This is a genomic window from Streptomyces sp. NPDC013187 (genome assembly GCF_042899705.1).
GTDB lineage: Bacteria > Actinomycetota > Actinomycetes > Streptomycetales > Streptomycetaceae > Streptomyces > Streptomyces hawaiiensis_A.
Genome location: NZ_JBIBAF010000002.1, coordinates 148,867 through 173,030, shown reverse-complemented (window position 1 = coordinate 173,030; position 24,164 = coordinate 148,867). Strand labels below are relative to the sequence as shown.

Here is a 24,164-nt window from a genome sequence, read left to right as displayed (position 1 = left end):
TCCCCGGAGAGCGCGAGGGCGAAGCCCCGAAGCGAGCCGGGACGGATCTTCGGAGGGTGCGGGGACGTATCTTCGGAGGGTGTGGCGACGGATCCACGGATCCCCGAAGATCACGGGGACGGATCCTCGGCGGGCGCGGGCGACGGATCCTCGGAGAGCGCGAGGGCGAAGCTCCGGAGGGAGCCGGGACGGATGCCCGAAGGGGGCAGGGGCGAAGCCCCGGAGGGGTGCAGGGGACGCAGTCCCCGCCGGGGCCCGGGGCGGAGCCCCGAGGCCTTTCGGCCGAAGCCTCTCCACTGACCGTGTCGGGTGGGCGGGTGGGCGAGCTCCGGGGTCCGGGGCGAAGCCCCGTGGCCTCAGCCTCGTGACGCCCCCCCCGGCCCGATCGGCAAGGCAACGATCACAGGGAGCACCCGTGCCGGAAGGCCACACCATCCACCGCCTCGCCCAGGACTACGCCGCCGCTTTCCTCGGCACAAAACCCCGCACGACCAGCCCCCAGGGCAAGTTCACCCCCGCCGCCACCCTCCTCACCGGCACCGAACTCACCCACACCGAAGCCCACGGCAAGCACCTCTTCCTCGGCTTCCGCGACACCGACTGGATCCACATCCACCTCGGCCTGTTCGGCAAGGTCACCTTCGGCCCGGCCCCCGAGCCGCCCCCCACCGACACCGTCCGCCTCCGTCTAGCGAACGACACCACCTACGTGGACCTCCGCGGCCCCACCACCTGCGCCCTCATCACGCCCCCGGAGAAGCAGGCGATACACGACCGTCTGGGCCCCGACCCCCTCCGCGACGACGCCGACCCGGACACCGCCTACCGCCGCATCACCCGCAGCCGTACGACGATCGCCGCCCTACTCATGGACCAGAAGGTCATCGCCGGTGTCGGAAACGTCTACCGCGCGGAGGTCCTCTTCCGGCACCGCATCGACCCGTACCGCCCCGGCAAGGACATCACCCCCGCCGAGTGGCACGCGATATGGACCGACCTCGTCGCCCTCATGCACGAGGGCGTCCGCAACAACCGCATCGACACCGTCCGCCCGGAACACACCCCGGAGGCGATGGGCCGCCCCCCGCGCGTGGACGACCACGGCGGCGAGGTGTACGTCTACCGCAGGGCCAACCTGCCCTGCCACATCTGCGGCGGCGAGATCCGCACCGCCGACCTCGCCGCCCGCAACCTCTTCTGGTGCCCGGCCTGCCAACGCCCCTGACAGGGGCCCGCGTCCGTCAGAACCCGTGCGGCAGCCACGGCGGCACGGCCGTCCCGAACCCGAGCGACGCCTCCGCCAGCGCCCCCCGCCGGATCTCCCGTACCCGCCCCGCCGCCGCCAACGAGGCCAGCGACACACCCCCGAGGTACGCCGCTCCCAACTCCCGTACGGACAGCGCGACATCTGCCGCATCCGTCGTACGCTCGCAGGACGCTCCCTTCGGATCCCCGGTCAGCCGCCAACGCCCGGCGTTCCAGGGGCAGAACGCGTCCTCCACCTCGAACACCACATCGACCGGGGTCTGGTACGTCCGCGCCTCCAGCGCGGCGCCCACCTCCACCGGCCGCACGTACAGGGAGTCCCGGAACCACGGATGGCACCGTCGCTGGTCGGACACCAGGTACTGCCACGCGTCGTCCACCGGACGCGACCGCACGGTCACCTTCGAGGTCAGGTCGATCCCGAACAGGAAACGCCACAGCGCCGCGTCCGCCGCAGGGTCCAGCGCCGCCAGGTCGTCCACGCTCACCGTGCCGTTGGACCCGGCCGGCTCCCACTCCGGCTTGACGCGGAACCGCGCGTACCCGACCGTCTCGCCGTCCCGCTCGGCGAGCACGCACTGCAGGGGCGACGCCCCCTCCCGCTCGCTCTCCGGATCGAGCACCCCCAGCCGTTCCCAGCCGGGCCGCCGGGCCAGCATCCCGGGCCGCGCCGGAACCAGCCGGGCGTACAACGCCTCGCACACATCGAGCACATCGGCCGGCACCGCGTACCGCACCCGTACGTCATCCGTACCGTCCGGCACCGACAGCCCCACCCGGGTCGTGTCGATCTCGGCGGCCAACGACAGGGTCGCGTTGCCGTATCCGAACCGCCCGTAGATCGCCGGCTCCGACGCGGTGAGCACGGCCAGCGGCTCGCCCCACGCACGCACATCGTCCAGCTGCCGCCGCATCATCGACGTCAGCAGGCCGCGCCGGCGATGCGTGGCGGCGACGCTGACCATCGTGACGCCCGCGACCGGCAGTGACGCGCCGCCGGGCACGGTCAGCCGGAAGCTGAACGCCCCGGCCGTCCCCACGCACTCGTCCCCGTCCCAGATGCCGAGGGAACGGTCGTGCTCGGTCAGCGAGCGCCACAACTCCCGCTCCTCGGCGGACTCCGGCACCCCTCCGAAGCCCCGGAGCAGGGTGTCGTACCACTTGTCCCAATCGTCTGGCCGCAGGACTCGCAGACCGGGCGTGAGGCCGTTCGCGTCAGTTGCCATGAGGCATGCCTACCAGGGCGATACGAGGCGGGCGAGGCAATTTCTGCGGGGCGGCGGCGGGGCGGAGCACGCTGAAGTTCACTGTGATGTCGGCCCTCGGACGGGGGACAAGTGGGACCTCCCGTGCCAAGGGGCTGGTCCGATGGATAGGGTCCCGAACTAATGGCATCAGGACGAGAGCGGCGCGCGGAAGCCGAGACGTTCACGGCCCGGTTGAAGAAGCAGTGGCACCGGGTCCGCGTCGGCGTGCGCCGGGCCGCGGTGGACTACTTCCGCGGCAACGGCTCGGACTGGATCGCCCTGGCCGGTCTGATCCTCACCGTCCCGCTGATCGCGACGGCCACGCTGGCGAACTCGGTGTGGTTCTCACCGGCCGCGCTGGTGCTGCCCGTCGTCGTCGGCGGTCTGCTGCTGCGGCCCGCCAGTCTGCTCGGCCTGTACGCGGCGGCGGCCACGGCACTGATCGTGGAGTCGGTGCAGCTCGGCCCGTACACGGAGGGCCCCTCGCGGGTCACCCCGGGCGTCGTGCTCGTGGTCGCGGCCTGCGGCTTCTTCGGTCTGCTGCTGGCCCAGTTCCGCAGCCGGGTCGGCGTTCCCTGGCGGCGCGGCGGCACGATGCTCTTCGACCTGCGCGAACGCATTCGGGTGCAGAGCAAGCTGCCCGACCTGCCGGACGGCTGGCACCGGGAGATGGCGCTGCGCCCGGCGGGTGGCCAGTCCTTCTCGGGCGACTTCGTGGTGGCGGCGCGCACCAACGGCGGCCGTACGCTGGAGGTCGTCCTCACCGACGTCTCCGGCAAGGGCATGGACGCGGGGTCCCGGGCCCTGCTGCTGTCCGGGGCGTTCGGCGGCCTGCTCGGCTCCCTCCCACCGCACGCCTTCCTCCCCGCCGCGAACGGCTACCTGCTCCGCCAGGACTGGGACGAGGGCTTCGCCACCTCCATCCACCTGGTCCTCGACCTGGACTCCGGCGACTACGAGCTCTACTCCGCGGGTCACCCGCCGGGCCTCCAGCTCAGCGCCGGCACCGGCCGCTGGGAGGAGAAGGCCGCCGAGGGCCCGCTCCTCGGGGTGTACGACGGTGCCCAGTTCGACCCGGTGAAGGGCTCCCTGCGGCCCGGGGACGTGCTGATGCTGTTCACGGACGGCCTGGTGGAGACCGCCGAACGCGACATCGTCGAGGGCATCGACCGCCTCACCGGGGAGGCCGACCGCTATGTGGCCGGCGGCTTCCACGGCGCCGCCTGGCACCTCATCGAGGCCGTGGCCAAGGACGTCAACGACGACCGGGCCCTGCTGCTGATCTGCCGCGAGGGCCCGACGGCCGCCGCGAACCGCTGAGACACTGGAGCGGTGAGCGAGACAACCCGTATGACCCTGGCCCAGGTCGAGGCCACCGCCCGCGCCGCACACACCGGCCAGACCGACAAAGCGGGACGGCCCTACGCGGAACACCTCCAGGCCGTGGCGGAGGGCGTACGGGCGCGGGGCGGCGACGAGGAGCAGATCGCGGCGGCCTGGCTGCACGACGCCGTCGAGGACGACGCCCTCTCCGCGCAGTGGCTGCGCGAGGCCGCCCTGAGCAGCCGTACGAAGGACATCGTCCTCGCCGTCACCAAGAGGGCGGGGGAGTCGCCGGAGGCGTACGCCACGCGGATCCTCGCCACGCCCGGCGCGTTGCTGGTGAAGGAGTCGGACCTGGCGCACAACGCGGACCCGGCCCGCCTCGCGGTCCTCGACGAGGCGACCCGGAAACGACTGACCGAGAAGTACGCGCGGATGCGCGCACTTCTCGGTCTCGTCGGATGAATTCCGCTGTGGAGGTCAGGCGTTGACCTTCTCGCGCTCACGCTCACGCTCGCGCCGCTCGGCGCTCTGGCGTTCGCGGGCGAGTTCGGCGGCGTCCTTCTTGAAGGCCCAGTCCATCTTCGGCTCCATCGCGAACCGGAAGACGCGCTGTACCGGCTTGGTGCACAGCACCGTCACGACGGCGGCCGCGAGGACGGTGACGAGGATCTCACCGGCCGGGTGGTGCAGCCAAGACGCCTCGAACCAGCCCTGGTAGTCGCCGGCCTTCACCAGGAAGCCGTGCAGCAGGTAGCCGTAGAGCGTGCCGGCGCCGAGGGCGGTGAACCACATGTGGCGGCGCGGCACCCAGGCGAAGAAGCAGGCGGTCAGCACCAGGGAGCAGCCGAACATCGCGAGCACCATGACCGGTCCGGTCCACCACGGGGCGCCCAGTTCCTGTGCGGCGTCACGGTGGTAGAACCACGCGGTGTTCATGCGCGGCACCGCCCACCAGCTGAAGGCCAGGGCGACGGCGAACACCGGCACCGAGGCGATCCGCACCGCACGGGTGCGCACCATGTGGAAGTGCTCGGGCTTCATGACCAGGCCGAGCACGAAGAACGGCAGGAACTGCAGGACGCGCTGCAGGTCCAGGTCGTCGCCGATCTCCGGGGTGACGGTCGCCAGCATGGCGAGACCCAGGGCGAGCGGCAGCGGCCAGCGCACCAGGTTCCAGATGGGGGTGGTCAGACGCCAGACGAACAGCGCGACCAGGAACCAGGTCAGGTACCAGGGGTCGAGGAGGCTGATCTCCTGATGCGGGTCGTTGTCGATGACCCGCTTGAAGAGCGGATAGGCCGTCTCGAAGATGATGTACGGCACGGCCACACCGGTGATCAGGCGCTTCAGCCGGTCGGGCCGCATGTCGAAACTGCGTGAGAAGTAGCCGGAGATGAGGATGAACGCCGGCATGTGGAAGGCGTAGACGACCTGGTAGGCGGCTTCGAGTATCCGGCTGTCGCCCTTGAGCGGCTCCCAGGCGTGGCCCATGGCCACCAGCACGATCGCAAGGTACTTGGCGTTGTCGAAGAACGCGTCGCGTTGCTTGCCGTTCTGCTTCTTCTGCGTGCTCTGCGGCGAGCGCGGGCTCGGCACTCCGCCGGCCGGCGAATGTGCCGGGGGAAGTGGCGCCCTGCGGTCGCCGTTCGGTCGCAGCGAGTTCGTCACAGACCCTCCCACCAGGAGCTCGGGGAGACGATCCGGGACCTCGCTGCGCGTGCGGGGGACGAGGCAGCGTGGAACATCTGAGGCACCCTAGCGTTCCGCGCGGGTATTCGTAAAACGCCGGACGTCATTCCTGGTTATTCGCTGCGAGTACCCCGGATTACAGGTAGTTGGCGTCACTGTCGGCGTGATGGCCAACACATCACCCACTGGCGGATTGCGTGCACTGCTCCCGGCCCTGCTTATGGTGATACTTCCGGACTAAGCGACGCATAAGACCAGCAGGCGACTCCAGTGGAATGTCCGATTCCGCCCTCTTCCGGCCCTGCCTCATAGGGGTGTTGATGGCTCTGTGGCAACAATTCGAATTAGCTGCGAACGCGTTGTGTGGAGACGGAAACGATTCGATCGAATTCCCTGCGCGGGTGGCTCGTCGAATTGCCGTGCGAGGGCTGGGAGTCGGGTCCCCACGCGCGGGCGGCTCACACATGAGGGGGCGACACGGGTGTGGTCGATGTGTCAGCGCCCGCATAGCCCGGCCGCGTTGGTGGCACGATGGTTCTGGCGGGGTGCGCGGGTCGCGTCCCGGGCCGGGAGAGCGGACCGACCGAGGGTGTGATCAGTTGTGGCCATTTCACTGTCTGTGGTGCTGCTGTTGGCGATCATCCTTGTGGTGTTGCTGAGAGGCGGCTCCATCAAGGCCGGTCCCGCGATCGTGGCGGTCCTCTTCGGCTTCTTCCTCGCCTCGACCGGCATGGCCGACGACATCCAGCGGTTCCTCAACTCGATAGCGGAGACGATCAACTCCATCAGCTTCTGACCGGGACGACGCACCCTCCTGAGCCCCGCGCCACGCGCCCGGGGTACGGGCGGTTACGCTCGCCCCGACCGCAGGACGGTGCGTGACGGGGGGAACGTACAGGGATGGCGCTGCGCGATTCCGACCCGGCGGAAGTGGGCGGCTACCAGATCGAGGACCGCCTCGGCTCCGGCGGCATGGGCGTGGTGTTCCTGGCCCGCTCGGCCTCCGGCCGCCGCCTCGCGATCAAGGTCGTGCACAGCCAGTACGCCGACGACGACGAGTTCCGCGCCCGGTTCCGCCGCGAGGTGGCCGCCGCCCGCCGGGTCAGCGGAGCCTTCACGGCCCCCGTCGTGGACGCGGACGCCGACGCCACGCACCCCTGGATGGCAACGCTCTACATACCGGGCGCGGACCTCGGCACCCACGTCCGCGGGCACGGCCCGCTCCCGCTGCCCCGCCTGCGCGGTCTCGCCGCCGGTCTCGCCGAAGCGCTGCGCGACATCCATCGCGCCGGCGTCGTCCACCGCGACCTGAAGCCGGCCAACGTGATGCTCGCCGAGGACGGCCCCCGCGTCATCGACTTCGGCATCTCCCGCGCCGCCGAGTTCGCCGCCTCGGACGCCCTCACGCAGACCGGCCGCGTCATGGGCACCCCGCCCTTCATGTCCCCGGAGCAGTTCGCCTCCCCGCAGGACGTCGGCCCCGCCGCCGACATGTTCTCCCTCGGCTCGGTCCTCACCTACGCCGCCACCTGCCGCGGCCCCTTCGACAGCCCGAGCCCGTACGAGACGGCCCTGCGCGTCGTCGAGGGCGAACCGGACCTGACCGGCGTCCCCGAGGAGCTGCTCCCCTTCATCCGCGTCTGCCTGGAGAAGCACCAGAAGTCCCGCCCCGCCGCGGACGAACTGTTCACGCTGCTCCGTGAAGGCGGCACCCCCGGCACACTCACCCTGCCCGGCACCGGCGCGCCCCGTCCCGTTCGTCCGTGGCCGGGCGCACGGCCGACCGAACCGGTCGGCACGGCCTGGCCCGACGCGGCCCGCACGGGGCGGAGCGCGACGTCCCGAGCCTTGCCCGCCGAAGCGGACGGCGAAGCGGCCGGAGGGGTGCACGACGTTGCGGACGGGGGGCCGGACGACGTTGGGAACGGAGGGCCGGACGACGAAGTGCGCGACGGGGCGCACGCCGGGCGGGACGAGGCGCCGCGCGGCGGCCCGGGCCGCCCCCGGCCGGACACAACCCCGACGGCACAGCCCCAGCCGCCACGCGACCCGGCCGGGACACGGCTGCCCGGGCCCGGGTCCGGGCGCACCCGCAGCCGCCGCCGACACGGACTGCTGCTGATCTCGGCCGCCGTGGCCGTCGCGCTCGCCGCGATCGTCACCACCACCCTCACCCTGATCCGCGACCACGACCGCCCGCCTTCGTCCACCGCCCAGGTCGCCGACCCTCCCGAAGGCGCGGCCGACCTCCCGGAGGGCTGGCAGCCGTGGGTCGCCACCGCGAAGGCCCCCACAAGCAGCGACGCAGGCCTGGCCGGGACGGACACCTCCTTCAAAGGCTGCTCCGTCGTCGGCGCCTCCCTCGTCTGCGCCGGCTCCGACCTCATGGCGACCCGCTTCGCTCTCGCCGACGGCCGCAACACCTGGAGCCGGCCCGTCGACCCCACGCCCGACGGCGCCTCCGGTGACGAGGGCGCAGTCATCGGCACCGGCGACGGCCGCGTCTACGCCTACGGGTCCGAGGACGCGGAGGGCACCAGCGGCGTGGGCTCCAGCTACACGGTCCACGCCCTGGCCGCCGACACCGGCAAGGAGCTCTGGCGGACCCCGACCGGCAGCGGCGAGATGGCGAGAGTCCCCGAGGGACCCCAGGGCGCTGCCACGGCGGTGTCCGAGGGCGTCATCACCTTCTACGGATCGCAGGGCGACCAGTACGCCCTGCTGGACGCCGAGACGGGCAAGGTCCGCTGGCGGCAGCCGGAGCCGCAGACCCGCGGCGACTGCGTGCTGGACGCGGCGGCCGACCGCGCCTACCTGCTCTGCACCACCAGTGCGGACGACGAGAAAGCCGCCGAGACCACCGTCTCGCAGATCGATCCGGCCACCGGAAAGACCCGCTGGACCGTCGAGGCCGAGGGGTCCCTGCAGCTGCTCGGCAGGCACGGGGGACGCCTGGTGCTCGCGGACGGCTACTCCACGGCCCGAGGCCTCGCCCTGATCGACGTCGCCTCGCACGAGCTCACCGTGCGCCGACTGGCGAAGCCCCGGCCCGAGGGGTCGAGGGCGTACCTGGCCCGCGGCACCGTCTACTTCACGCGCAGCAGCGGCGGCGTCCGCGCCGTCGCGCCGCTCACCGGGCGCACGCTGTGGGAATCCAACTCCACCCTGGAGCGGCAGGGGCCCCCGACCGCCTCGGCCACCCACGTGTACTTCGCGTCGCCCAGCGGCCGCATGGCCGCGCTGAACGCGCGCAGCGGCAGGGTCGAGGACACCCGAGACGGCCGCGACGACGGCGGCCGGGTCGACAGCATGCTCATCACTTCCGGGGCACCGCCCCTGCTCGTCGGCGACGCCCTGTACGTCCCCTACGGCATCCGCTCCGTCTACACGGTGGACGTACGCCACCTCTGAGCCGGGAGCGCGCCGGAGCACGGAAACGCGCCGGAGCACGGAAAAGGGCCGGAGCACGGAAAAGCGCCGGAAAAACACGTCGGGCCCGGTTCCGGAGAACCGGGCCCGAGCGGTGCAGGACGGGCGACGGAAACCTCAGGCGGCCGTCCGCGGTTGCCGCGCCGACACGGCTCTCACCGCCGAGCCCGAGACGAGCACTCCCGACAGAGCGATCAGACTGGTCAGGATGTCCTGGATCTGTGCCGCCGGGGCGTAGACGATCACGATGACGACGAGCAGGGCCGCCCAGTCCCTCGGGCGTGCGATTGACAGTACAGAGCGGGTGGGAACCACACTCATAGCGGTACCTCCTGGTACTCGGTGCCCGCCCCACCGATCACGCCGCCAAGCCCGTTCGGTGGTGCGGGCCTCCTGCTTGAGCCCCATAGTGGCGCCTCCACCGGCAGGAGATATCCAGAGCGCCTCGGACAAGGCCCAGCGTCCCCCGGACGGGCGAAAGCCCCTGGCATGCGGAAGGCCCAGGGAGAGGAAGACAACCTCTCGCCTGGGCCTTCGGCGTCAAGAGCGGGCGACGGGAATCGAACCCGCGTAGCTAGTTTGGAAGACTAGGGCTCTACCATTGAGCTACGCCCGCACAGCACGCGCCGCAGGTCGGGCGACCGCGGCACACAAAGCATCGTAGCGGGTCGGACCCTCCGGCCGCACACCGCATTCCGGCCCGGGCCGGCGAGGCGGAGCTCCGGTGGAAATGCGGCGGCCACACCGCTCGTCGGCATGTACCCTACGTGTCGCACCAGACGGGGTGTGGCGCAGCTTGGTAGCGCGTCCGCTTTGGGAGCGGAAGGCCGTGGGTTCAAATCCCGCCACCCCGACCAGCCACCCGATCACCTCGCGTGATCGCCCATCGGGTCACTCATGTGATCGCCTTTTGGGCGGTGTAGTCGCTGCCGTTACTATGCAAGCTGCACGCCCGTGTGTCTCAGCGTCTGAAGTCTCCGGGCGGCGAAATCCGCCGGGCCGTTCTGGCCCCGGCAGAAACCAAGAAGTCAGCCACAAGGAGACCGAACCGTGAAGAGCGCCGTGGAGACCCTGAACCCGACCCGGGTTCGGCTGACTGTCGAGGTGCCCTTCGAGGAGCTCAAGGACAGCCTCGACGCGGCGTACAAGAAGATCAACCAGCAGGTCACGGTGAAGGGCTTCCGCAAGGGCAAGGTCCCGGCCCGGGTCATCGACCAGCGGTTCGGCCGCGGTGCGGTTCTGGAGGAGGCGGTCAACGACGCGCTTCCGAAGTTCTACACCGACGCGGTCAACGAGGCCGAGCTCAGCGTGCTGGGCCAGCCCGAGGTCGACATCACGGAGCTGAAGGACGGCGAGACGCTGAACTTCACCGCCGAGGTCGACATCCGCCCGACCATCGAGATCCCGGACTTCTCCGGCATCGAGGTCGAGGTCGACGCGGTCGAGGTCACCGACGAGGACGTCGACAAGGCCGTCGAGGAGCTGCGTGAGCGCTTCGCCTCCACCGCCCCGGTCGAGCGTGCCGCCGAGGACGGCGACGTCGTGACGATCGACCTGCAGGCCAAGGTCGACGGCGAGGTCCTGGAGGACGGCGTCGCCGACGGCGTCTCCTACACCATCGGCTCCGGCGAGCTGCTGGACGGCATCGACGACGCCGTGAAGGGCCTGGAGGCCGGTGGCGAGGCCACCTTCACCTCCGAGCTGAAGGGCGGCTCGGCCGCCGGCAAGGAGGCCGAGGTCACCGTCAAGGTCACCCAGGTCGCCAAGCGTGAACTGCCCGAGCTGGACGACGAGTTCGCGCAGCTCGCCTCCGAGTTCGACACCATCGAGGAGCTCCGCGCGGACAGCCGCAAGCGCCTCGAGAACATGAAGCAGTACGACCAGGCCACGCAGGCCCAGGAGCGTGTCCTGGAGAAGCTGCTCGAGCTGGTCGAGGTCCCCGTCCCCGAGAAGCTGCTCGAGGACGAGGTCAACACCCGCAAGCACAACCTCGAGCACCACCAGCTCGGCCAGATGGGTCTCGACCTCGCGAAGTACCTGGAGATCCAGGGCAAGAGCGAGGAGGAGTTCGAGACCGAGACCCGTGAGGCCGCGGTCAAGGGCATCAAGACCCAGTTCGTCCTCGACGAGCTGGTCAAGCAGGAGAAGCTGAACGTCAACCAGGAGGAGCTCACCGAGCACCTCATGCGCCGTGCGGCCTCCTCCGGCATGTCGCCCGACCAGTTCGCCCAGGCGGTCGTCGAGGGCGGCCAGGTTCCGCTCCTGGTCGGCGAGGTCGCCCGCGGCAAGGCCCTGGCCGTCGTGGTCGAGAAGGCCACCGTCAAGGACACCAACGGCGAGATCATCGACCTCGACGACGAAGAGGACGAGGCCGAGACGGAGTCCGCCGAGGCCGAGGCCACGGAGGCCTCCGCCGAGGAGAAGACCGAGGGCTGAGTCCCGGCAGCGGTGAGTTCGTGAGGAAGGCCCTGGGGCATGCCCCAGGGCCTTCTTGCGACCCGAGCGGGACTACGCCCCTCAGGGGCGCGGGGAACTGCGCGGGCGACCCCGACGACCCGCAGCCCGGTGACGGCCGGACCACCCCGGCGTGACCGCACGGCCCCTCCGGCGGAGCCCACCGCGCTACGCCCCCGGCGAACACTCCCATCTCCGGGATTCCCCGAAGGGACCCGCGCGTTAGGGTCCATGAATACGAGGGCAGTGGAGTCCCCGAACGGCTCCTAGCCCCTAGGGAAACGTGAGACGGCCCGGCGCCGTCGTAAGACGAGCAGGTGGATACGTGACGAATCTGATGCCCTCAGCCGCCGGCGAGCCTTCCATCGGTGGTGGCCTCGGTGACCAGGTCTACAACCGGCTGCTCAACGAGCGGATCATCTTCCTCGGCCAGCCGGTCGACGACGACATCGCGAACAAGATCACCGCACAGCTGCTGCTCCTTGCCGCCGACCCGGACAAGGACATCTACCTGTACATCAACAGCCCCGGCGGTTCGATCACGGCCGGCATGGCGATCTACGACACGATGCAGTTCATCAAGAACGACGTGGTGACCATCGCCATGGGTCTCGCGGCTTCCATGGGCCAGTTCCTGCTCAGCGCGGGCACCCCCGGCAAGCGCTTCGCGCTGCCGAACGCCGAGATCCTGATCCACCAGCCCTCCGCCGGCCTCGCCGGCTCGGCCTCGGACATCAAGATCCACGCCGAGCGGCTGCTGCACACCAAGAAGCGCATGGCCGAGCTCACGTCCCAGCACACGGGGCAGTCGGTCGAGCAGATCACCCGCGACTCGGACCGCGACCGCTGGTTCGACGCCTTCGAGGCCAAGGAGTACGGCCTCATCGACGACGTGATTCCCACGGCCGCCGGTATGCCGGGCGGCGGCGGCACCGGGGCCTGAGCGGTCCCCACGGGGCCTGTGGCGCCCCGTGAGGCCCACGGAGCCCTCCCGGGCCCCAGCGACCCCAGACAGCCCCAGCCGACCGCCTCAGCCCTTTTCAGGAGACACCGTGAACCAGTTCCCCGGCAGTGGGATCTACGACCGTATGCACGCCGTGCAGGACATGAGCGCCTCGCAGGGCCGCTACACCGGCCCGCAGGCCGAGTCCCGCTACATCATCCCGCGCTTCGTCGAGCGCACCTCCCAGGGCATCCGCGAGTACGACCCGTACGCGAAGCTCTTCGAGGAGCGCGTGATCTTCCTCGGCGTCCAGATCGACGATGCCTCCGCCAACGACGTCATGGCGCAGCTGCTGTGCCTGGAGTCGATGGACCCCGACCGTGACATCTCGGTCTACATCAACAGCCCCGGCGGCTCCTTCACGGCGCTCACGGCGATCTACGACACGATGCAGTACGTGAAGCCGGACATCCAGACGGTCTGCATGGGCCAGGCCGCCTCCGCCGCCGCCGTCCTGCTGGCCGCCGGCACGGCGGGCAAGCGCATGGCCCTGCCGAACGCGCGCGTGCTGATCCACCAGCCGTACAGCGAGACCGGCCGCGGTCAGGTCTCCGACCTGGAGATCGCCGCGAACGAGATCCTCCGGATGCGCTCGCAGCTGGAGGAGATGCTGGCCAAGCACTCCACCACGCCGGTCGAGAAGATCCGCGAGGACATCGAGCGCGACAAGATCCTCACGGCCGAGGACGCGCTGAGCTACGGCCTGATCGACCAGGTCATCAGCACCCGGAAGATGGACAACTCGAGCCTGCGTTAGAGGCGAGAGGCTGTAACGTCTGCCGCCCCTTGGCACGGTTTGGCTCGGTTCACGTCAAAGCGAACCGCGCCAAGGGGGGCCCGGACGGGGGGCCCGGCAAGGTACCGTCGGACATAAGGCAGCACCAGGAGTCCGCTTGGACGTCGACGTCCAGGAGTCTCCCAGGCGAAGGGGAAGCACACCGTGGCACGCATCGGTGACGGCGGCGATCTGCTCAAGTGCTCGTTCTGCGGCAAGAGCCAGAAGCAGGTCAAGAAGCTCATCGCAGGGCCCGGTGTGTACATCTGCGACGAGTGCATCGATCTCTGCAACGAGATCATCGAGGAAGAGCTCGCGGAGACCAGCGAGGTCCGCTGGGAGGAACTCCCGAAGCCCCGCGAGATCTACGAGTTCCTCGAGGGCTACGTGGTCGGCCAGGAAGCCGCCAAGAAGGCCCTCTCCGTAGCGGTGTACAACCACTACAAGCGCGTCCAGGCCGGCGAGAACGGCGGGGCGAACGGCCGGGACGACGCCATCGAGTTGGCGAAGTCCAACATCCTGCTCCTCGGCCCCACGGGCTCCGGCAAGACCCTCCTCGCGCAGACCCTCGCGCGCATGCTGAACGTCCCCTTCGCGATCGCCGACGCCACGGCCCTCACGGAGGCCGGTTACGTCGGCGAGGACGTCGAGAACATCCTGCTCAAGCTGATCCAGGCGGCCGACTACGACGTCAAGAAGGCCGAGACCGGGATCATCTACATCGACGAGATCGACAAGGTCGCGAGGAAGAGTGAAAACCCCTCCATCACGCGCGACGTCTCGGGCGAGGGTGTCCAGCAGGCCCTGCTGAAGATCCTGGAGGGCACCACGGCCTCGGTCCCGCCGCAGGGCGGCCGCAAGCACCCCCACCAGGAGTTCATCCAGATCGACACGACGAACGTGCTGTTCATCGTGGGCGGTGCCTTCGCCGGACTGGAGAAGATCATCGAGTCCCGGGCCGGCGCCAAGGGCATCGGCTTCGGCGCGCAGATCCGCTCCAAGCGCGAGATGGAGTCCAAGGACCAGTTCCAGGAGGTCATGCCGGAGGACCTGGTCAAGTTCGGCATGATCCCCGAGTTCATCGGCCGTCTCCCGGTCATCACCTCGGTCCACAACCTCGACCGCGAGGCCCTGCTCCAGATCCTCGTCGAGCCGCGCAACGCGCTGGTGAAGCAGTACCAGCGCCTCTTCGAACTCGACGGCGTGGAGCTGGACTTCGAGCGCGAGGCCCTCGAAGCCATCGCCGACCAGGCCATCCTCCGCCAGACCGGCGCGCGCGGCCTGCGCGCCATCATGGAGGAAGTCCTCCAGGGCGTGATGTATGAGGTCCCGTCCCGCAAGGACGTGGCCCGGGTCGTCATCACGGCGGACGTCGTCCAGTCGAACGTCAACCCGACCCTGATCCCGCGGGACGCGCGGGGGCGGGGGCCGGGCGAGCAGAAGACGGCGTGACACAGACGTAAAGGAAGGACCCCGGTCGACGACCGGGGTCCTTCCTTTTGTGGCTTCGGCGTCGTCAGGCCTTGACGCGGACCTCTGGGCGGACCTTGGTGGTGAGGTCGATCGCGACGTCCTTCGTGACGCCCTGGGCCGCGTCACCCGGCGACACGATGGCGATGGTGCTGTAGTCGGCCCACGCGCAGAACCAGTTGGTCTTCTCTGTCTTGGTCAGCTGGTCCTGCCCCTTGACCGACTGGCACTTCATGACCGCGCCGTCCAAGTCCGCGGCCTCGGGCTCGCCGACCAGCTCGGGCTTGCCGGATCCGGTGGCGGACTCCTTGTCGGCCGCCTTCTTGAAGTTGGCGAAGAACAGGTCCAGCGTCGCCTCCGGGTCGGAGATCTCACCGTAGGCGCCGGCCACCGAGAGGGTCTTGGCCGTTGCCATCTTCGCCGCGGACGCCGGATCGTTCGGGTCGTAGTCGCTCAGATCCACCGTGGAGTAGAGGCCGGTCGCGGACTTGGCGTTCTTGACGCCGCTCTTCTCCAGCTCCGCCGTCGTTTCCGTGCCGGCGGTCGCTCCGTCCTTCGAGGTGCGCTTGTACTCGCTGAGCACGGTCGCCGGCGTGGCCAGCTTGTGCGGACCGTCGTCCTCCAGCGCGCCCGCGCCGCCACCCCCGCCGATCACGAAGTACGCACCCACGCCGATCGCCGCCACGACCGCGACCGCGCCGATGATGAGGCCGGTCTTCTTCTTGCCGCCGCCCGGCGCGGGCGGCTGGGGCACGCCGTACGGGGCCTGACCGTAGGGCGGCTGCGGCTGCTGGCCGTACGGGGGCTGCTGGCCGTAGGGCGCCTGCTGGGGCGGGACGCCCTGCGGGGGCTGCTGCGGGTAGCCGTAGCCGGGCTGGGGCGGAGGGGCCTGCTGGGGGTAGCCGTAGCCGGGCTGGGGCGCCTGCGGCTGCTGGCCGTACGGGCCGGGCTGGCCGTACGGACCGGGCTGCTGGGGCTGCCCGCCGTACGGGCCCGGCTGGTTGTAACTCATGTTCTGGGTTCCCCTCCAGATGCTTATGTCTTCCGGACATCCTGGCGCAGACCCGCCGTGTGCATGGCATCGGGGCCCCCACCGTTACAAACGAAACGCGTTTCGGGACGGGTCGGTGACACCTCTAAACTGACCTGCGTGACCGAGAACGCTCAGCAGCAGCCACCAGCGCCCAGCACCGACCTGCCGACCCAGTACGCGCCGGCCGACGTAGAGGGGCCGCTGTACGAGCGCTGGGTAGAGCGGGGTTACTTCGAGGCGGACGCGAAGAGCGACAAGCCGCCGTACACCATCGTCATCCCGCCGCCGAACGTCACGGGCAGCCTGCACCTGGGGCACGCCTTCCAGCACACCCTCATGGACGCCCTCACGCGCCGCAAGCGCATGCAGGGCTACGAGGCGCTGTGGCTGCCCGGTATGGACCACGCCGGTATCGCGACGCAGAACAAGGTCGAGCAGCAGCTCGCCGAAGAGGGCAAGTCCCGACACGACCTGGGACGCGAGGAGTTCGTCGAGCGCGTCTGGCAGTGGAAGGAGGAGTACGGCGGCCGGATCCTCGGCCAGATGCGTCGCCTCGGTGACGGCGTCGACTGGAGCCGTGAGCGCTTCACGATGGACGAAGGCCTCTCCAAGGCCGTCCTCACCATCTTCAAGCGGCTCTACGATGACGAGCTGATCTACCGCGCCGAGCGCATCATCAACTGGTGCCCGCGCTGTCTGACGGCCATCTCCGACATCGAGGTGGAATACCAGGAGGACGCGGGCGAGTTGGTCTCCATCCGCTACGGCGAGGGCGAGGACAGCCTCGTCGTCGCGACCACGCGCGCCGAGACGATGCTCGGTGACACGGCCGTCGCCGTCCACCCCGACGACGAGCGCTACCAGCACCTCATCGGCAAGCAGATCAAGCTCCCGCTGACCGACCGCACCATCCCGGTCGTCGCCGACACCCACGTCGACCCCGAGTTCGGCACCGGCGCGGTCAAGGTGACCCCGGCGCACGACCCGAACGACTTCGAGATCGGCCGCCGCCACGACCTGCCGTCCCTGACGATCATGGACGAGCACGGCGTGATCACGGTTCACGGCCCCTTCGTCGGCCTGGACCGCTTCGAGGCCCGCTCGGCCGTGGTCGGCGCCCTCAAGGAGCAGGGCCGCATCGTCGCCGAGAAGCGCCCGTACATGCACTCCGTCGGTCACTGCTCGCGCTGCAAGACCACGGTCGAGCCGCGCCTGTCCATGCAGTGGTGGGTCAAGGTCGGCCCGCTCGCCAAGGCGGCCGGTGACGCGGTCCGCGACGGCCGCGTCAAGATCCACCCCGAGGACATGTCGAAGCGCTACTTCGACTGGGTCGACAACATGCACGACTGGTGCATCTCGCGCCAGCTGTGGTGGGGCCACCGCATCCCGATCTGGTACGGCCCGGACGGCGAGGTCGTCTGCGTCGGTCCGGACGACGAGCCGCCCACCGGCGAGGGCTGGACCCAGGACTCCGACGTCCTGGACACCTGGTTCTCCTCCGGCCTGTGGCCGTTCTCCACGCTCGGCTGGCCGGAGAAGACCCCGGACCTCAAGAAGTTCTACCCGACCGACGTCCTGCTCACCGGCCACGACATCATCTTCTTCTGGGTCGCCCGGATGATGATGTTCGGCCTGTACGCCATGGACGGCGAGGCCCCCTTCCACACCATCGCGCTGACCGGCCTGGTGCGTGACGAGTTCGGCAAGAAGATGTCGAAGTCGAACCCGAACGCTGTGGACCCGCTGGTCTGGATGGACGCCTACGGCTCCGACGCCGTCCGCTTCACCCTTGCCAACGGCGCCAACCCGGGCGCGGACGTGCCGATCGGCGAGGACTGGGTCAAGGCTTCCCGGAACTTCACCAACAAGATCTGGAACGCCACCCGCTTCGCCCTCATGAACGGCGCCACGATCGAGGGGCCGCTGCCGGACGCCTCCGAGATGTCCGCGACGGACCGCTGGATCCTTTCGCGCCTGAACACCACGGTCGCCCAGGTCGACGCCTACTACGACGACTACCAGTTCGCCAAGCTCGCCGACGCGCTCTACCACTTCGCGTGGGACGAGGTCTTCGACTGGTACGTCGAGCTGTCCAAGACCACGTTCTTCGCGGGCGGCGAGCCGGCCAGGGTCTCCGGGCGGGTCCTCGGCGAGGTCCTGGACGTGATGCTGCGTCTGCTGCACCCGGTCATCCCGTTCGTCACGGACGCCCTGTGGACCACCCTGACCGGCGGCGAGTCCCTGGTCATCGGTGACTGGCCCAAGGACTCCGGGTTCCGTGACAAGGCCGCCGAGCAGGAGATCGAGCTGGTTCAGCGGGTCGTCACGGAGGTCCGCCGGTTCCGCAAGGACCAGGGCCTCAAGGACGGCCAGAAGGTCCCGGCCCGTCTGGAGCTGACCGGCACCGCCCTGGCCCCCCACGAGGCGGCCATCCGCCAGCTGCTCCGCCTCCAGCCGGAGGGCGACGCCTTCACCGCCACGGCGACCCTCCCGGTCGCCGGTGCGGAGGTCGCGCTCGACCTGTCGGGCACGATCGACGTGGCGGCGGAGCGCAAGCGCCTGGCCAAGGACCTCGCGGCGGCCGAGAAGGAGAAGGCCCAGGCGAACGCCAAGCTCGGCAATGAGGCGTTCCTGGCGAAGGCCCCCGACCACGTCGTCGACAAGATCCGAACCCGCCTCGCCAAGGCGGAGGAGGACATCGCCCGCATCCAGGCCCAGCTGGAGAGGCTGCCGCAGGGTTAAGGGTTCGTACGGTGTGTGAGGCCCCCGGAGCCGTCAGGCCCGGGGGCCTCACACATGTCTCACGGACACGTGCTCAGGGGCGCGGGGAACCGCGCGAGCGACCCCCGCGGACCCGCAGCCGCCCAGGGACATAAGCCACCGCAAGCAATGTCAGCCGGTCTCCGTAGACTGGCCCCGTGAGCGAGCTCCCTCCAGACCACAACGCCGACGACCAGCCCGACCCCCTCGACAGCTTCGACGAGATCATCGCGGAGGAAACCACCCGCGACCCCGACCTCGCCGTCATCGAAGCCGGCAGCCGAACCCTGCGCACCCAGGGCGGCCCGCCCGACGCCGACATCCCGACGCGCCCCGCCGACCCCGAGGTCGACAAGGCCCTGCGCGAGGTCGAGACCGAGCTCGCCACCCGGTGGGGCGAGACCAAGCTGGAGCCCTCCGTCAGCCGTATCGCCGCGCTGATGGACGTCCTGGGGGAGCCGCAGCGGTCGTACCCGTCGATCCACATCACGGGGACGAACGGCAAGACCTCCACGGCCCGCATGATCGAGGCTCTGCTCGGCGCCTTCGAGCTGCGCACCGGCCGCTACACCTCGCCGCACGTGCAGTCGATCACCGAGCGCATCAGTCTCGACGGCGCCCCCATCGCGCCCGAGCGGTTCATCGAGACGTACCAGGACATCAAGCCGTACGTGGAGATGGTCGACGCCGCGCAGGAGTACCGGCTGTCGTTCTTCGAGGTGCTCACCGGCATGGCGTACGCGGCGTTCGCCGACGCCCCCGCGGACGTGGCCGTCGTCGAGGTAGGCATGGGCGGCTCCTGGGACGCCACGAACGTGATCGACGGGGACGTCGCCGTGGTCACGCCCATAGACCTCGACCACACCGACCGCCTCGGCACCACGCACGCCGAGATCGCCACGGAGAAGGCCGGCATCATCAAGCAGGGTGCGACGGTCATCATGGCGCAGCAGCCGGTCGACGCGGCGCAGGTGCTGCTGAAGAAGGCCGTCGAGGTGGACGCGACCGTGGCCCGGGAGGGGCTGGAGTTCGGCGTCGTCGAGCGGCAGGTGGCCGTCGGCGGGCAGCTGGTGACGCTGCGCGGGCTCGGCGGCGAGTACCCCGAGGTGTACCTGCCGTTGCACGGCGCGCACCAGGCGCACAACGCGGCCGTCGCGCTCGCCGCCGTCGAGGCGTTCTTCGGCGTCGGTGCGCAGCGGGCGGACGCGCTGGACCTGGACACCGTCCGCAAGGCGTTCGCGGCCGTGGCGTCGCCGGGCCGGCTGGAGGTCGTGCGCAGGTCGCCGACGGTCGTGCTGGACGCCGCCCACAACCCGGCGGGTGCCCGGGCGGCGGCCGCGGCGATCGGGGAGGCCTTCCAGTTCAGCCGTCTCATCGGCGTGGTCGGCGCGAGCGGCGACAAGAACGTGCGGGAGCTGCTGGAGGCCTTCGAGCCGGTGTTCGCCGAGGTCGTGGTCACGCAGAACTCCAGCCACCGCGCGATGGACGCCGACGAGCTCGCCGGTATCGCCGTGGAGGTGTTCGGCGAGGAGCGCGTCCAGGTCGAACCGCGGCTGCCGGACGCCTTGGAGGCCGCCATCACGCTGGCCGAGGAGGAGGGCGAGTTCTCCGGCGGTGGTGTGCTCGTCACCGGTTCCGTCATCACCGTCGGCGAGGCCCGACTGCTCCTGGGGAGGGGCTGAGTCCCGTGCGCACGCTCTGTTCTTCGACGCTGATCGGCGAGTTCTTCGTCATCGGGTTCGCCGGTCTGGTCGCCATGAAGGACCCGGACCTGTCCATGACGACCGTGTGGACGGTCAGCGGCATCGCGATGTTCCTGTGCCTGGTGCTGTGCGGTCTGGTGACGCGGCCGGGCGGGGTCGCCCTCGGCTGGGCGCTGCAGATCGCGCTCATCGCGTCGGGGTTCATCGTGCCGACCATGTACTTCCTGGGCGCGATCTTCGCGGCGCTGTGGTGGGCGTCCGTGCACTACGGGCGGAAGGTGGACGAGGCGAAGGCGAGATTCGCGGCCCAGGCGAGCTCGTCCACACCTGACGCTGCGTAACAGCCCTCCCGACACGCCGGGTAATCTCGTCCCACCGCAAGACCTTCACCTCTAAGGAGCCCGTCGTGAGCCAGCGCACCCTCGTCCTCCTCAAGCCCGACGCCGTCCGTCGTGGCCTGACCGGCGAGATCATCAGCCGCATCGAGCGCAAGGCGGGCTGGCAGATCACCGCGCTGGAGCTGCGCACCCTGGACCAGGACACGCTGGAGCAGCACTACGGCGAGCACAAGGGCAAGCCCTTCTACGAGCCGCTGGTGGAGTTCATGGCGTCCGGCCCCGTCGTGGCGCTGATCGTCGAGGGCGAGCGGGTCATCGAGGGGCTGCGCGCGCTCGCCGGCCCGACCGATCCGATCGCCGCCGCCCCCGGATCCATCCGCGGCGACTACGGCGTCATCGTCCGGGAGAACCTGATCCACGCCTCCGACTCCGAGGAGTCCGCCGAGCGCGAGGTGAAGATTTTCTTCCCCGGCCGGGCGTAGCGTCCGCACCTCACCAGCACATCCGGCGGAGTCTGGGGGCGAGTCCCCCGGACTTTGCGGCATATGCGTGGCGATCGAGGGAACGATGGGCCCCGAACGCCCGTCTCCAGAAGCGAATGCGGACGGCATCTGCTGACAATGGCGGAGACCCTCCCGCAGTGTTCGCGAAGGCGCGTCTACGATGGAAGCCTTCACGTCACAGCACCCACCTTTGCCTACCTGAAAAGCCCTCAAAAGCTAGTGGGAAGGCCAGACGAATCCTGATGGGGAACTCAATGTCGTTCATCGGCCGTGACATGGCTGTCGACCTCGGGACCGCCAACACGCTGGTGTACGTCAGGGGTCGCGGGATCGTACTCAACGAGCCGTCCGTCGTCGCCATCAACACCAACACCGGTGGCATCCTCGCGGTCGGTGCCGAAGCTAAGAAGATGATCGGGCGCACGCCCGGCAACATCGTTGCCGTTCGTCCGCTGAAGGACGGCGTGATCGCCGACTTCGAGATCACCGAGCGGATGCTGCGCTACTTCATCCTGAAGATCCACAAGCGGCGGTATCTGGCTCGTCCGCGGGTCGTCGTCTGTGTGCCCTCGGGCATCACGGGCGTCGAGCGCCGCGCCGTCATCGAGGCGTCGTCCCAGGCCGGCGCCCGTCAGGTGCACATCATCGAGGAGCCCATGGCCGCGGCCATCGGCTCCGGCCTGCCGGTCCACGAGGCCACGGGCAACATGGTGGTCGACATCGGCGGCGGCACCACGGAGGTCGCGGTCATCTCCCTCGGCGGCATCGTCACCGCCCAGTCCATCCGGGTCGCGGGCGACGAACTGGACAACGCGATCATCCAGCACATCAAGAAGGAGTACTCCCTCCTGCTGGGTGAGCGCACGGCCGAGCAGATCAAGATCACGATCGGTTCGGCGTACGACCTCGACTCCGACGAGCACACCGAGATCCGCGGGCGGGACCTCGTCTCCGGACTGCCGAAGACCGTGGTCATCTCCGCGGCGGAGGTCCGCAAGGCGATCGAGGAGCCGGTCAACGCGATCGTCGACGCCGTCAAGACGACCCTCGACAAGTGTCCGCCGGAGCTGTCCGGCGACATCATGGACCGGGGAATCGTTCTGACCGGCGGCGGAGCGCTGTTGCGTGGCCTCGACGAGCGGCTGCGCCGGGAGACCGGTATGCCGATCCACATCGCCGAGGACCCGTTGGACAGTGTGGCGCTCGGATCCGGAAAGTGCGTCGAGGAGTTCGAGGCGCTCCAGCAGGTGCTGGACGCCCAGCCGCGCAGATGACATAACTCTTCGATTCCGCCGTACGGGACGATCTCCTCTCGTGCGGCGGATCGTTGATACAGCTGCATAAGCTCCCACAAAGCAGCCCCTCGGGTTTCCCTGGGGCTTCCCGAATTCCTATGAGGAAGGGCACGGCCGCCGCACGTGAGGGACACACGAGAGAGTCGGCTGCTCCTGGTGCTGCTGATCGCCGTCGCGTTCGCGTTGATCACGGTGGACATCCGCGGTGGGGAGGACTCGCCGGTCGACGGTGCCCGGCAGGGCGCGGCGACGGTCTTCGGCCCGATCGAGAGCGGCGTCTCGGCCGCGGTCGACCCGGTCGGCAACGCGGTCTCCGCCATCCGTGACTCCGGCGACCGGCACGACCGGCTCGCCGTGCTGGAAGAGGAGAACGCGGCCCTGAAGGCCCGGCTCGGCAGCGACGACCGCAGCCGCAGCCGCCTCAAGCAGCTCGACAAGATGCTGAAGATCGCCGGTCAGGGCCAGTACGGCATCAAGGGCGCCCAGGTCATCGCCATCGGAGCCGCTCAGGGCTTCTCCTGGACCATCACCGTCGACGTCGGTGCCAACGACGGCATCAAGCGCGACATGACCGTCCTGAACGGGGACGGGCTCGTCGGCCGCGTCACCACCGTCGGCCCCGACACCGCCACCGTCCTGCTGGCCAGCGACCCCGACTTCACGGTCGGCACCCGCATGGAGTCCGGCGACGAGCTCGGCTTCGCCTCCGGGCAGGGCGACCGCCCGCTGCGCGTCGAACTCCTCAACGGCAAGGCCGAGGTGAAGAAGGGCGACCGCCTGGTCACCTTCGGCTCGCAGGCCGACCGGCCGTTCGTGCCCGGCGTGCCCGTCGGCGTGGTGTCCCGCGTGGACCCCTCCGGCGGCGGCCTGACCCGCACGCTGTACGTCACGCCGTACGCCAGTTTCACCAAGCTCGACATCGTCGGTGTCGTCGTCGAGGCCCCGAAGAAGGACCCACGTGACACGGTGCTCCCGCCCAAGCCCAAGCCGACCCCCAGGCCGACAGTGACGGTGACCGTGACGCCGTCCCCCGAGGCACCCGTGGACGGCCAGAACCAGCAAGAGCAGTAGGAGCTGTCACCCCATGCGCGTCAACCGGATCCTGCTCTCCTCCGCCCTGGTCGTCGTCGCCCTGGTGATCCAGGTGAGCGTCCTCGCCCGCCTCCACCTGCCGGGCGCCGTGCCCGACCTGCTGCTGCTCACCGTGCTCGGCCTCGCGCTGGTGTACGGCCATGTGGGCGGCGCCCTCGTCGGCTTCGGCGCGGGTCTGCTCGCCGACCTGGCCCCGCCCGCCGACCACGCCGCCGGGCGCTACGCCCTCGTGCTGTGCGTCATCGGCTACCTCGCGGGCCTGGTGAAACCCGAGTCGGGCCGGCTGAAGTCCGCCACCGGACCCATGGTCGTGGTGGTGGCCGCCGCGGTCGGCTCAACCCTGCTGTACGCCGGGGTCGGTGCCCTCGTCGGCGACACCGCGGCCCGCCACGTGGGCCTCGGCAGCCTGCTGTTCACCGCCGCCCTGTACGACCTGCTGCTCGCCCCGTTCGTCGTGCCGGGGATCATGGCCCTGGCCCGGCGCGCCGACAACGATCCGCTCGCCGAGTCCACCTCGGCCGCCGCCAAGGCCACGGACATCTCCTCCGGCTGGCTCTCCGGCGGCACCGGCCTGAAGATCGGCAGCCAGCGCAACGGACTGCGCGTGAAGGCCGCCCGGGCACGGATGGCACGCGCCGGGCGCATCAAGGGGGTCAAGCGGCTGTGAACGCAGCGAAGTTCACCCGAACGCGTCGGTCCAGTAGGAACGCCGGTTCGTGGGCGGGCGTTCATCCTTCGTACCCGCACATCCGTACGCGCACCGAGAGGGGGAGGCAGCCGC

At 69.9% G+C, this 24,164-nt stretch carries 20 protein-coding genes and 2 tRNA genes; 17 read left to right on the top strand and 5 right to left on the bottom strand.

All coding sequences use genetic code 11. The features are described from left to right. Positions 1-415: 415 nt before the first annotated feature. The gene (locus ACFY5B_RS03930; RefSeq protein WP_389964070.1) at positions 416-1,225 is read left to right on the top strand and encodes an Fpg/Nei family DNA glycosylase; all 810 of its coding nucleotides are present in this window, start codon (positions 416-418) and stop codon (positions 1,223-1,225) included. A 16-nt stretch (positions 1,226-1,241) separates the two neighbouring features. On the opposite strand, the gene ACFY5B_RS03925 is transcribed toward ACFY5B_RS03930, so the two are convergent. After that, positions 1,242-2,492 carry a GNAT family N-acetyltransferase gene (locus ACFY5B_RS03925; RefSeq protein WP_389964067.1) on the bottom strand — a complete coding sequence of 417 codons (1,251 nt, stop codon included), beginning with the start codon at positions 2,490-2,492 and terminating at the stop codon, positions 1,242-1,244. 162 nt (positions 2,493-2,654) lie between these two features. Between ACFY5B_RS03925 and ACFY5B_RS03920 the strand changes: the two genes are divergently transcribed. Together ACFY5B_RS03920 and ACFY5B_RS03915 are read left to right on the top strand one after the other, a co-directional pair. Further along, the gene (locus ACFY5B_RS03920; protein WP_389964064.1) at positions 2,655-3,833 is read left to right on the top strand and encodes a PP2C family protein-serine/threonine phosphatase; all 1,179 of its coding nucleotides are present in this window, start codon (positions 2,655-2,657) and stop codon (positions 3,831-3,833) included. 30 nt (positions 3,834-3,863) lie between these two features. After that, positions 3,864-4,301, top strand: coding sequence for an HD domain-containing protein (locus ACFY5B_RS03915; protein ID WP_389965131.1), 438 nt, complete (start codon positions 3,864-3,866; stop codon positions 4,299-4,301). A gap of 15 nt (positions 4,302-4,316) precedes the next feature. Here the strand turns inward: ACFY5B_RS03915 and ACFY5B_RS03910 are convergent, their stop codons facing one another. Continuing rightward, complete coding sequence (locus tag ACFY5B_RS03910) at positions 4,317-5,435, bottom strand: acyltransferase family protein (protein ID WP_389964061.1); 1,119 nt, start codon at positions 5,433-5,435, stop codon at positions 4,317-4,319. 694 nt (positions 5,436-6,129) lie between these two features. On the opposite strand from ACFY5B_RS03910, the gene ACFY5B_RS03905 reads away from it, so the two are divergent. Both ACFY5B_RS03905 and ACFY5B_RS03900 read left to right on the top strand, forming a co-directional pair. After that, entirely contained in the window at positions 6,130-6,324 is a 195-nt protein-coding gene (locus ACFY5B_RS03905; RefSeq protein WP_003990237.1) for a hypothetical protein, read from the top strand. 104 nt (positions 6,325-6,428) lie between these two features. Further along, positions 6,429-8,939 (top strand): PQQ-binding-like beta-propeller repeat protein, encoded by a 2,511-nt coding sequence (locus tag ACFY5B_RS03900; RefSeq protein WP_389964058.1) that lies wholly within the window; start codon positions 6,429-6,431, stop codon positions 8,937-8,939. Between the two features lie 135 nt (positions 8,940-9,074). Here ACFY5B_RS03900 and ACFY5B_RS03895 read toward each other — a convergent pair whose 3' ends face one another. Continuing rightward, positions 9,075-9,278 carry a hypothetical protein gene (locus tag ACFY5B_RS03895; RefSeq protein WP_389964055.1) on the bottom strand — a complete coding sequence of 68 codons (204 nt, stop codon included), beginning with the start codon at positions 9,276-9,278 and terminating at the stop codon, positions 9,075-9,077. 224 nt (positions 9,279-9,502) lie between these two features. Beyond that, positions 9,503-9,573, bottom strand: a tRNA-Gly gene (locus ACFY5B_RS03890). A gap of 164 nt (positions 9,574-9,737) precedes the next feature. Here ACFY5B_RS03890 and ACFY5B_RS03885 point away from each other — a divergent pair. The 5 genes from ACFY5B_RS03885 to clpX all read left to right on the top strand — a co-directional run bounded on the left by ACFY5B_RS03885 (position 9,738) and on the right by clpX (position 14,641). Continuing rightward, positions 9,738-9,814: transfer RNA gene (locus tag ACFY5B_RS03885), tRNA-Pro, on the top strand. Positions 9,815-10,007: 193 nt separating this feature from the next. Continuing rightward, entirely contained in the window at positions 10,008-11,393 is a 1,386-nt protein-coding gene (gene tig / locus ACFY5B_RS03880; RefSeq protein ID WP_389964052.1) for a trigger factor, read from the top strand. A gap of 355 nt (positions 11,394-11,748) precedes the next feature. Beyond that, positions 11,749-12,354: an ATP-dependent Clp protease proteolytic subunit gene (locus ACFY5B_RS03875; RefSeq protein ID WP_030818448.1), complete on the top strand. Its 606-nt coding sequence runs from the start codon at positions 11,749-11,751 to the stop codon at positions 12,352-12,354. Between the two features lie 109 nt (positions 12,355-12,463). After that, positions 12,464-13,171, top strand: a complete 708-nt coding sequence (locus tag ACFY5B_RS03870) for an ATP-dependent Clp protease proteolytic subunit (protein WP_298570889.1) — start codon at positions 12,464-12,466, stop codon at positions 13,169-13,171. Positions 13,172-13,354: 183 nt separating this feature from the next. Further along, entirely contained in the window at positions 13,355-14,641 is a 1,287-nt protein-coding gene (clpX, locus tag ACFY5B_RS03865; protein WP_010041898.1) for an ATP-dependent Clp protease ATP-binding subunit ClpX, read from the top strand. 64 nt (positions 14,642-14,705) lie between these two features. Here the strand turns inward: clpX and ACFY5B_RS03860 are convergent, their stop codons facing one another. Next, positions 14,706-15,671: a hypothetical protein gene (locus tag ACFY5B_RS03860; RefSeq protein ID WP_389964049.1), complete on the bottom strand. Its 966-nt coding sequence runs from the start codon at positions 15,669-15,671 to the stop codon at positions 14,706-14,708. Between the two features lie 138 nt (positions 15,672-15,809). On the opposite strand from ACFY5B_RS03860, the gene ACFY5B_RS03855 reads away from it, so the two are divergent. From ACFY5B_RS03855 to mreD, 7 genes are all read left to right on the top strand, one after another. Further along, positions 15,810-18,434, top strand: coding sequence for a valine--tRNA ligase (locus ACFY5B_RS03855; protein ID WP_389964046.1), 2,625 nt, complete (start codon positions 15,810-15,812; stop codon positions 18,432-18,434). Positions 18,435-18,610: 176 nt separating this feature from the next. After that, entirely contained in the window at positions 18,611-20,134 is a 1,524-nt protein-coding gene (locus ACFY5B_RS03850) for a bifunctional folylpolyglutamate synthase/dihydrofolate synthase (protein WP_389964043.1), read from the top strand. 5 nt (positions 20,135-20,139) lie between these two features. Further along, positions 20,140-20,496 carry a DUF4233 domain-containing protein gene (locus tag ACFY5B_RS03845; protein WP_030836239.1) on the top strand — a complete coding sequence of 119 codons (357 nt, stop codon included), beginning with the start codon at positions 20,140-20,142 and terminating at the stop codon, positions 20,494-20,496. Positions 20,497-20,561: 65 nt separating this feature from the next. After that, on the top strand, positions 20,562-20,975 hold the full coding sequence (gene ndk, locus ACFY5B_RS03840; RefSeq protein ID WP_104780585.1) for a nucleoside-diphosphate kinase: 414 nt from the start codon (positions 20,562-20,564) through the stop codon (positions 20,973-20,975). A 275-nt stretch (positions 20,976-21,250) separates the two neighbouring features. Further along, positions 21,251-22,270, top strand: a complete 1,020-nt coding sequence (locus ACFY5B_RS03835; RefSeq protein ID WP_004001297.1) for a rod shape-determining protein — start codon at positions 21,251-21,253, stop codon at positions 22,268-22,270. A 144-nt stretch (positions 22,271-22,414) separates the two neighbouring features. Then, positions 22,415-23,362: a rod shape-determining protein MreC gene (gene mreC, locus ACFY5B_RS03830; RefSeq protein ID WP_389964036.1), complete on the top strand. Its 948-nt coding sequence runs from the start codon at positions 22,415-22,417 to the stop codon at positions 23,360-23,362. 13 nt (positions 23,363-23,375) lie between these two features. Then, positions 23,376-24,050 carry a rod shape-determining protein MreD gene (mreD, locus tag ACFY5B_RS03825; protein WP_344453526.1) on the top strand — a complete coding sequence of 225 codons (675 nt, stop codon included), beginning with the start codon at positions 23,376-23,378 and terminating at the stop codon, positions 24,048-24,050. Positions 24,051-24,164: the final 114 nt, after the last annotated feature.

Excerpts from the sequence above, each read along its gene's own strand:
- ACFY5B_RS03925 (WP_389964067.1), bottom strand. The coding sequence starts at position 2,492 with ATGGCAACTGACGCGAACGGCCTCACGCCCGGTCTGCGAGTCCTGCGG.
- ACFY5B_RS03920 (WP_389964064.1), top strand. The coding sequence starts at position 2,655 with ATGGCATCAGGACGAGAGCGGCGCGCGGAAGCCGAGACGTTCACGGCC.
- ACFY5B_RS03915 (WP_389965131.1), top strand. The coding sequence starts at position 3,864 with ATGACCCTGGCCCAGGTCGAGGCCACCGCCCGCGCCGCACACACCGGC.
- ACFY5B_RS03900 (WP_389964058.1), top strand. The coding sequence starts at position 6,429 with ATGGCGCTGCGCGATTCCGACCCGGCGGAAGTGGGCGGCTACCAGATC.
- ACFY5B_RS03895 (WP_389964055.1), bottom strand. The coding sequence starts at position 9,278 with ATGAGTGTGGTTCCCACCCGCTCTGTACTGTCAATCGCACGCCCGAGG.
- ACFY5B_RS03875 (WP_030818448.1), top strand. The coding sequence starts at position 11,749 with ATGCCCTCAGCCGCCGGCGAGCCTTCCATCGGTGGTGGCCTCGGTGAC.
- ACFY5B_RS03860 (WP_389964049.1), bottom strand. The coding sequence starts at position 15,671 with ATGAGTTACAACCAGCCGGGCCCGTACGGCGGGCAGCCCCAGCAGCCC.
- ACFY5B_RS03835 (WP_004001297.1), top strand. The coding sequence starts at position 21,251 with ATGTCGTTCATCGGCCGTGACATGGCTGTCGACCTCGGGACCGCCAAC.
- mreD (WP_344453526.1), top strand. The coding sequence starts at position 23,376 with ATGCGCGTCAACCGGATCCTGCTCTCCTCCGCCCTGGTCGTCGTCGCC.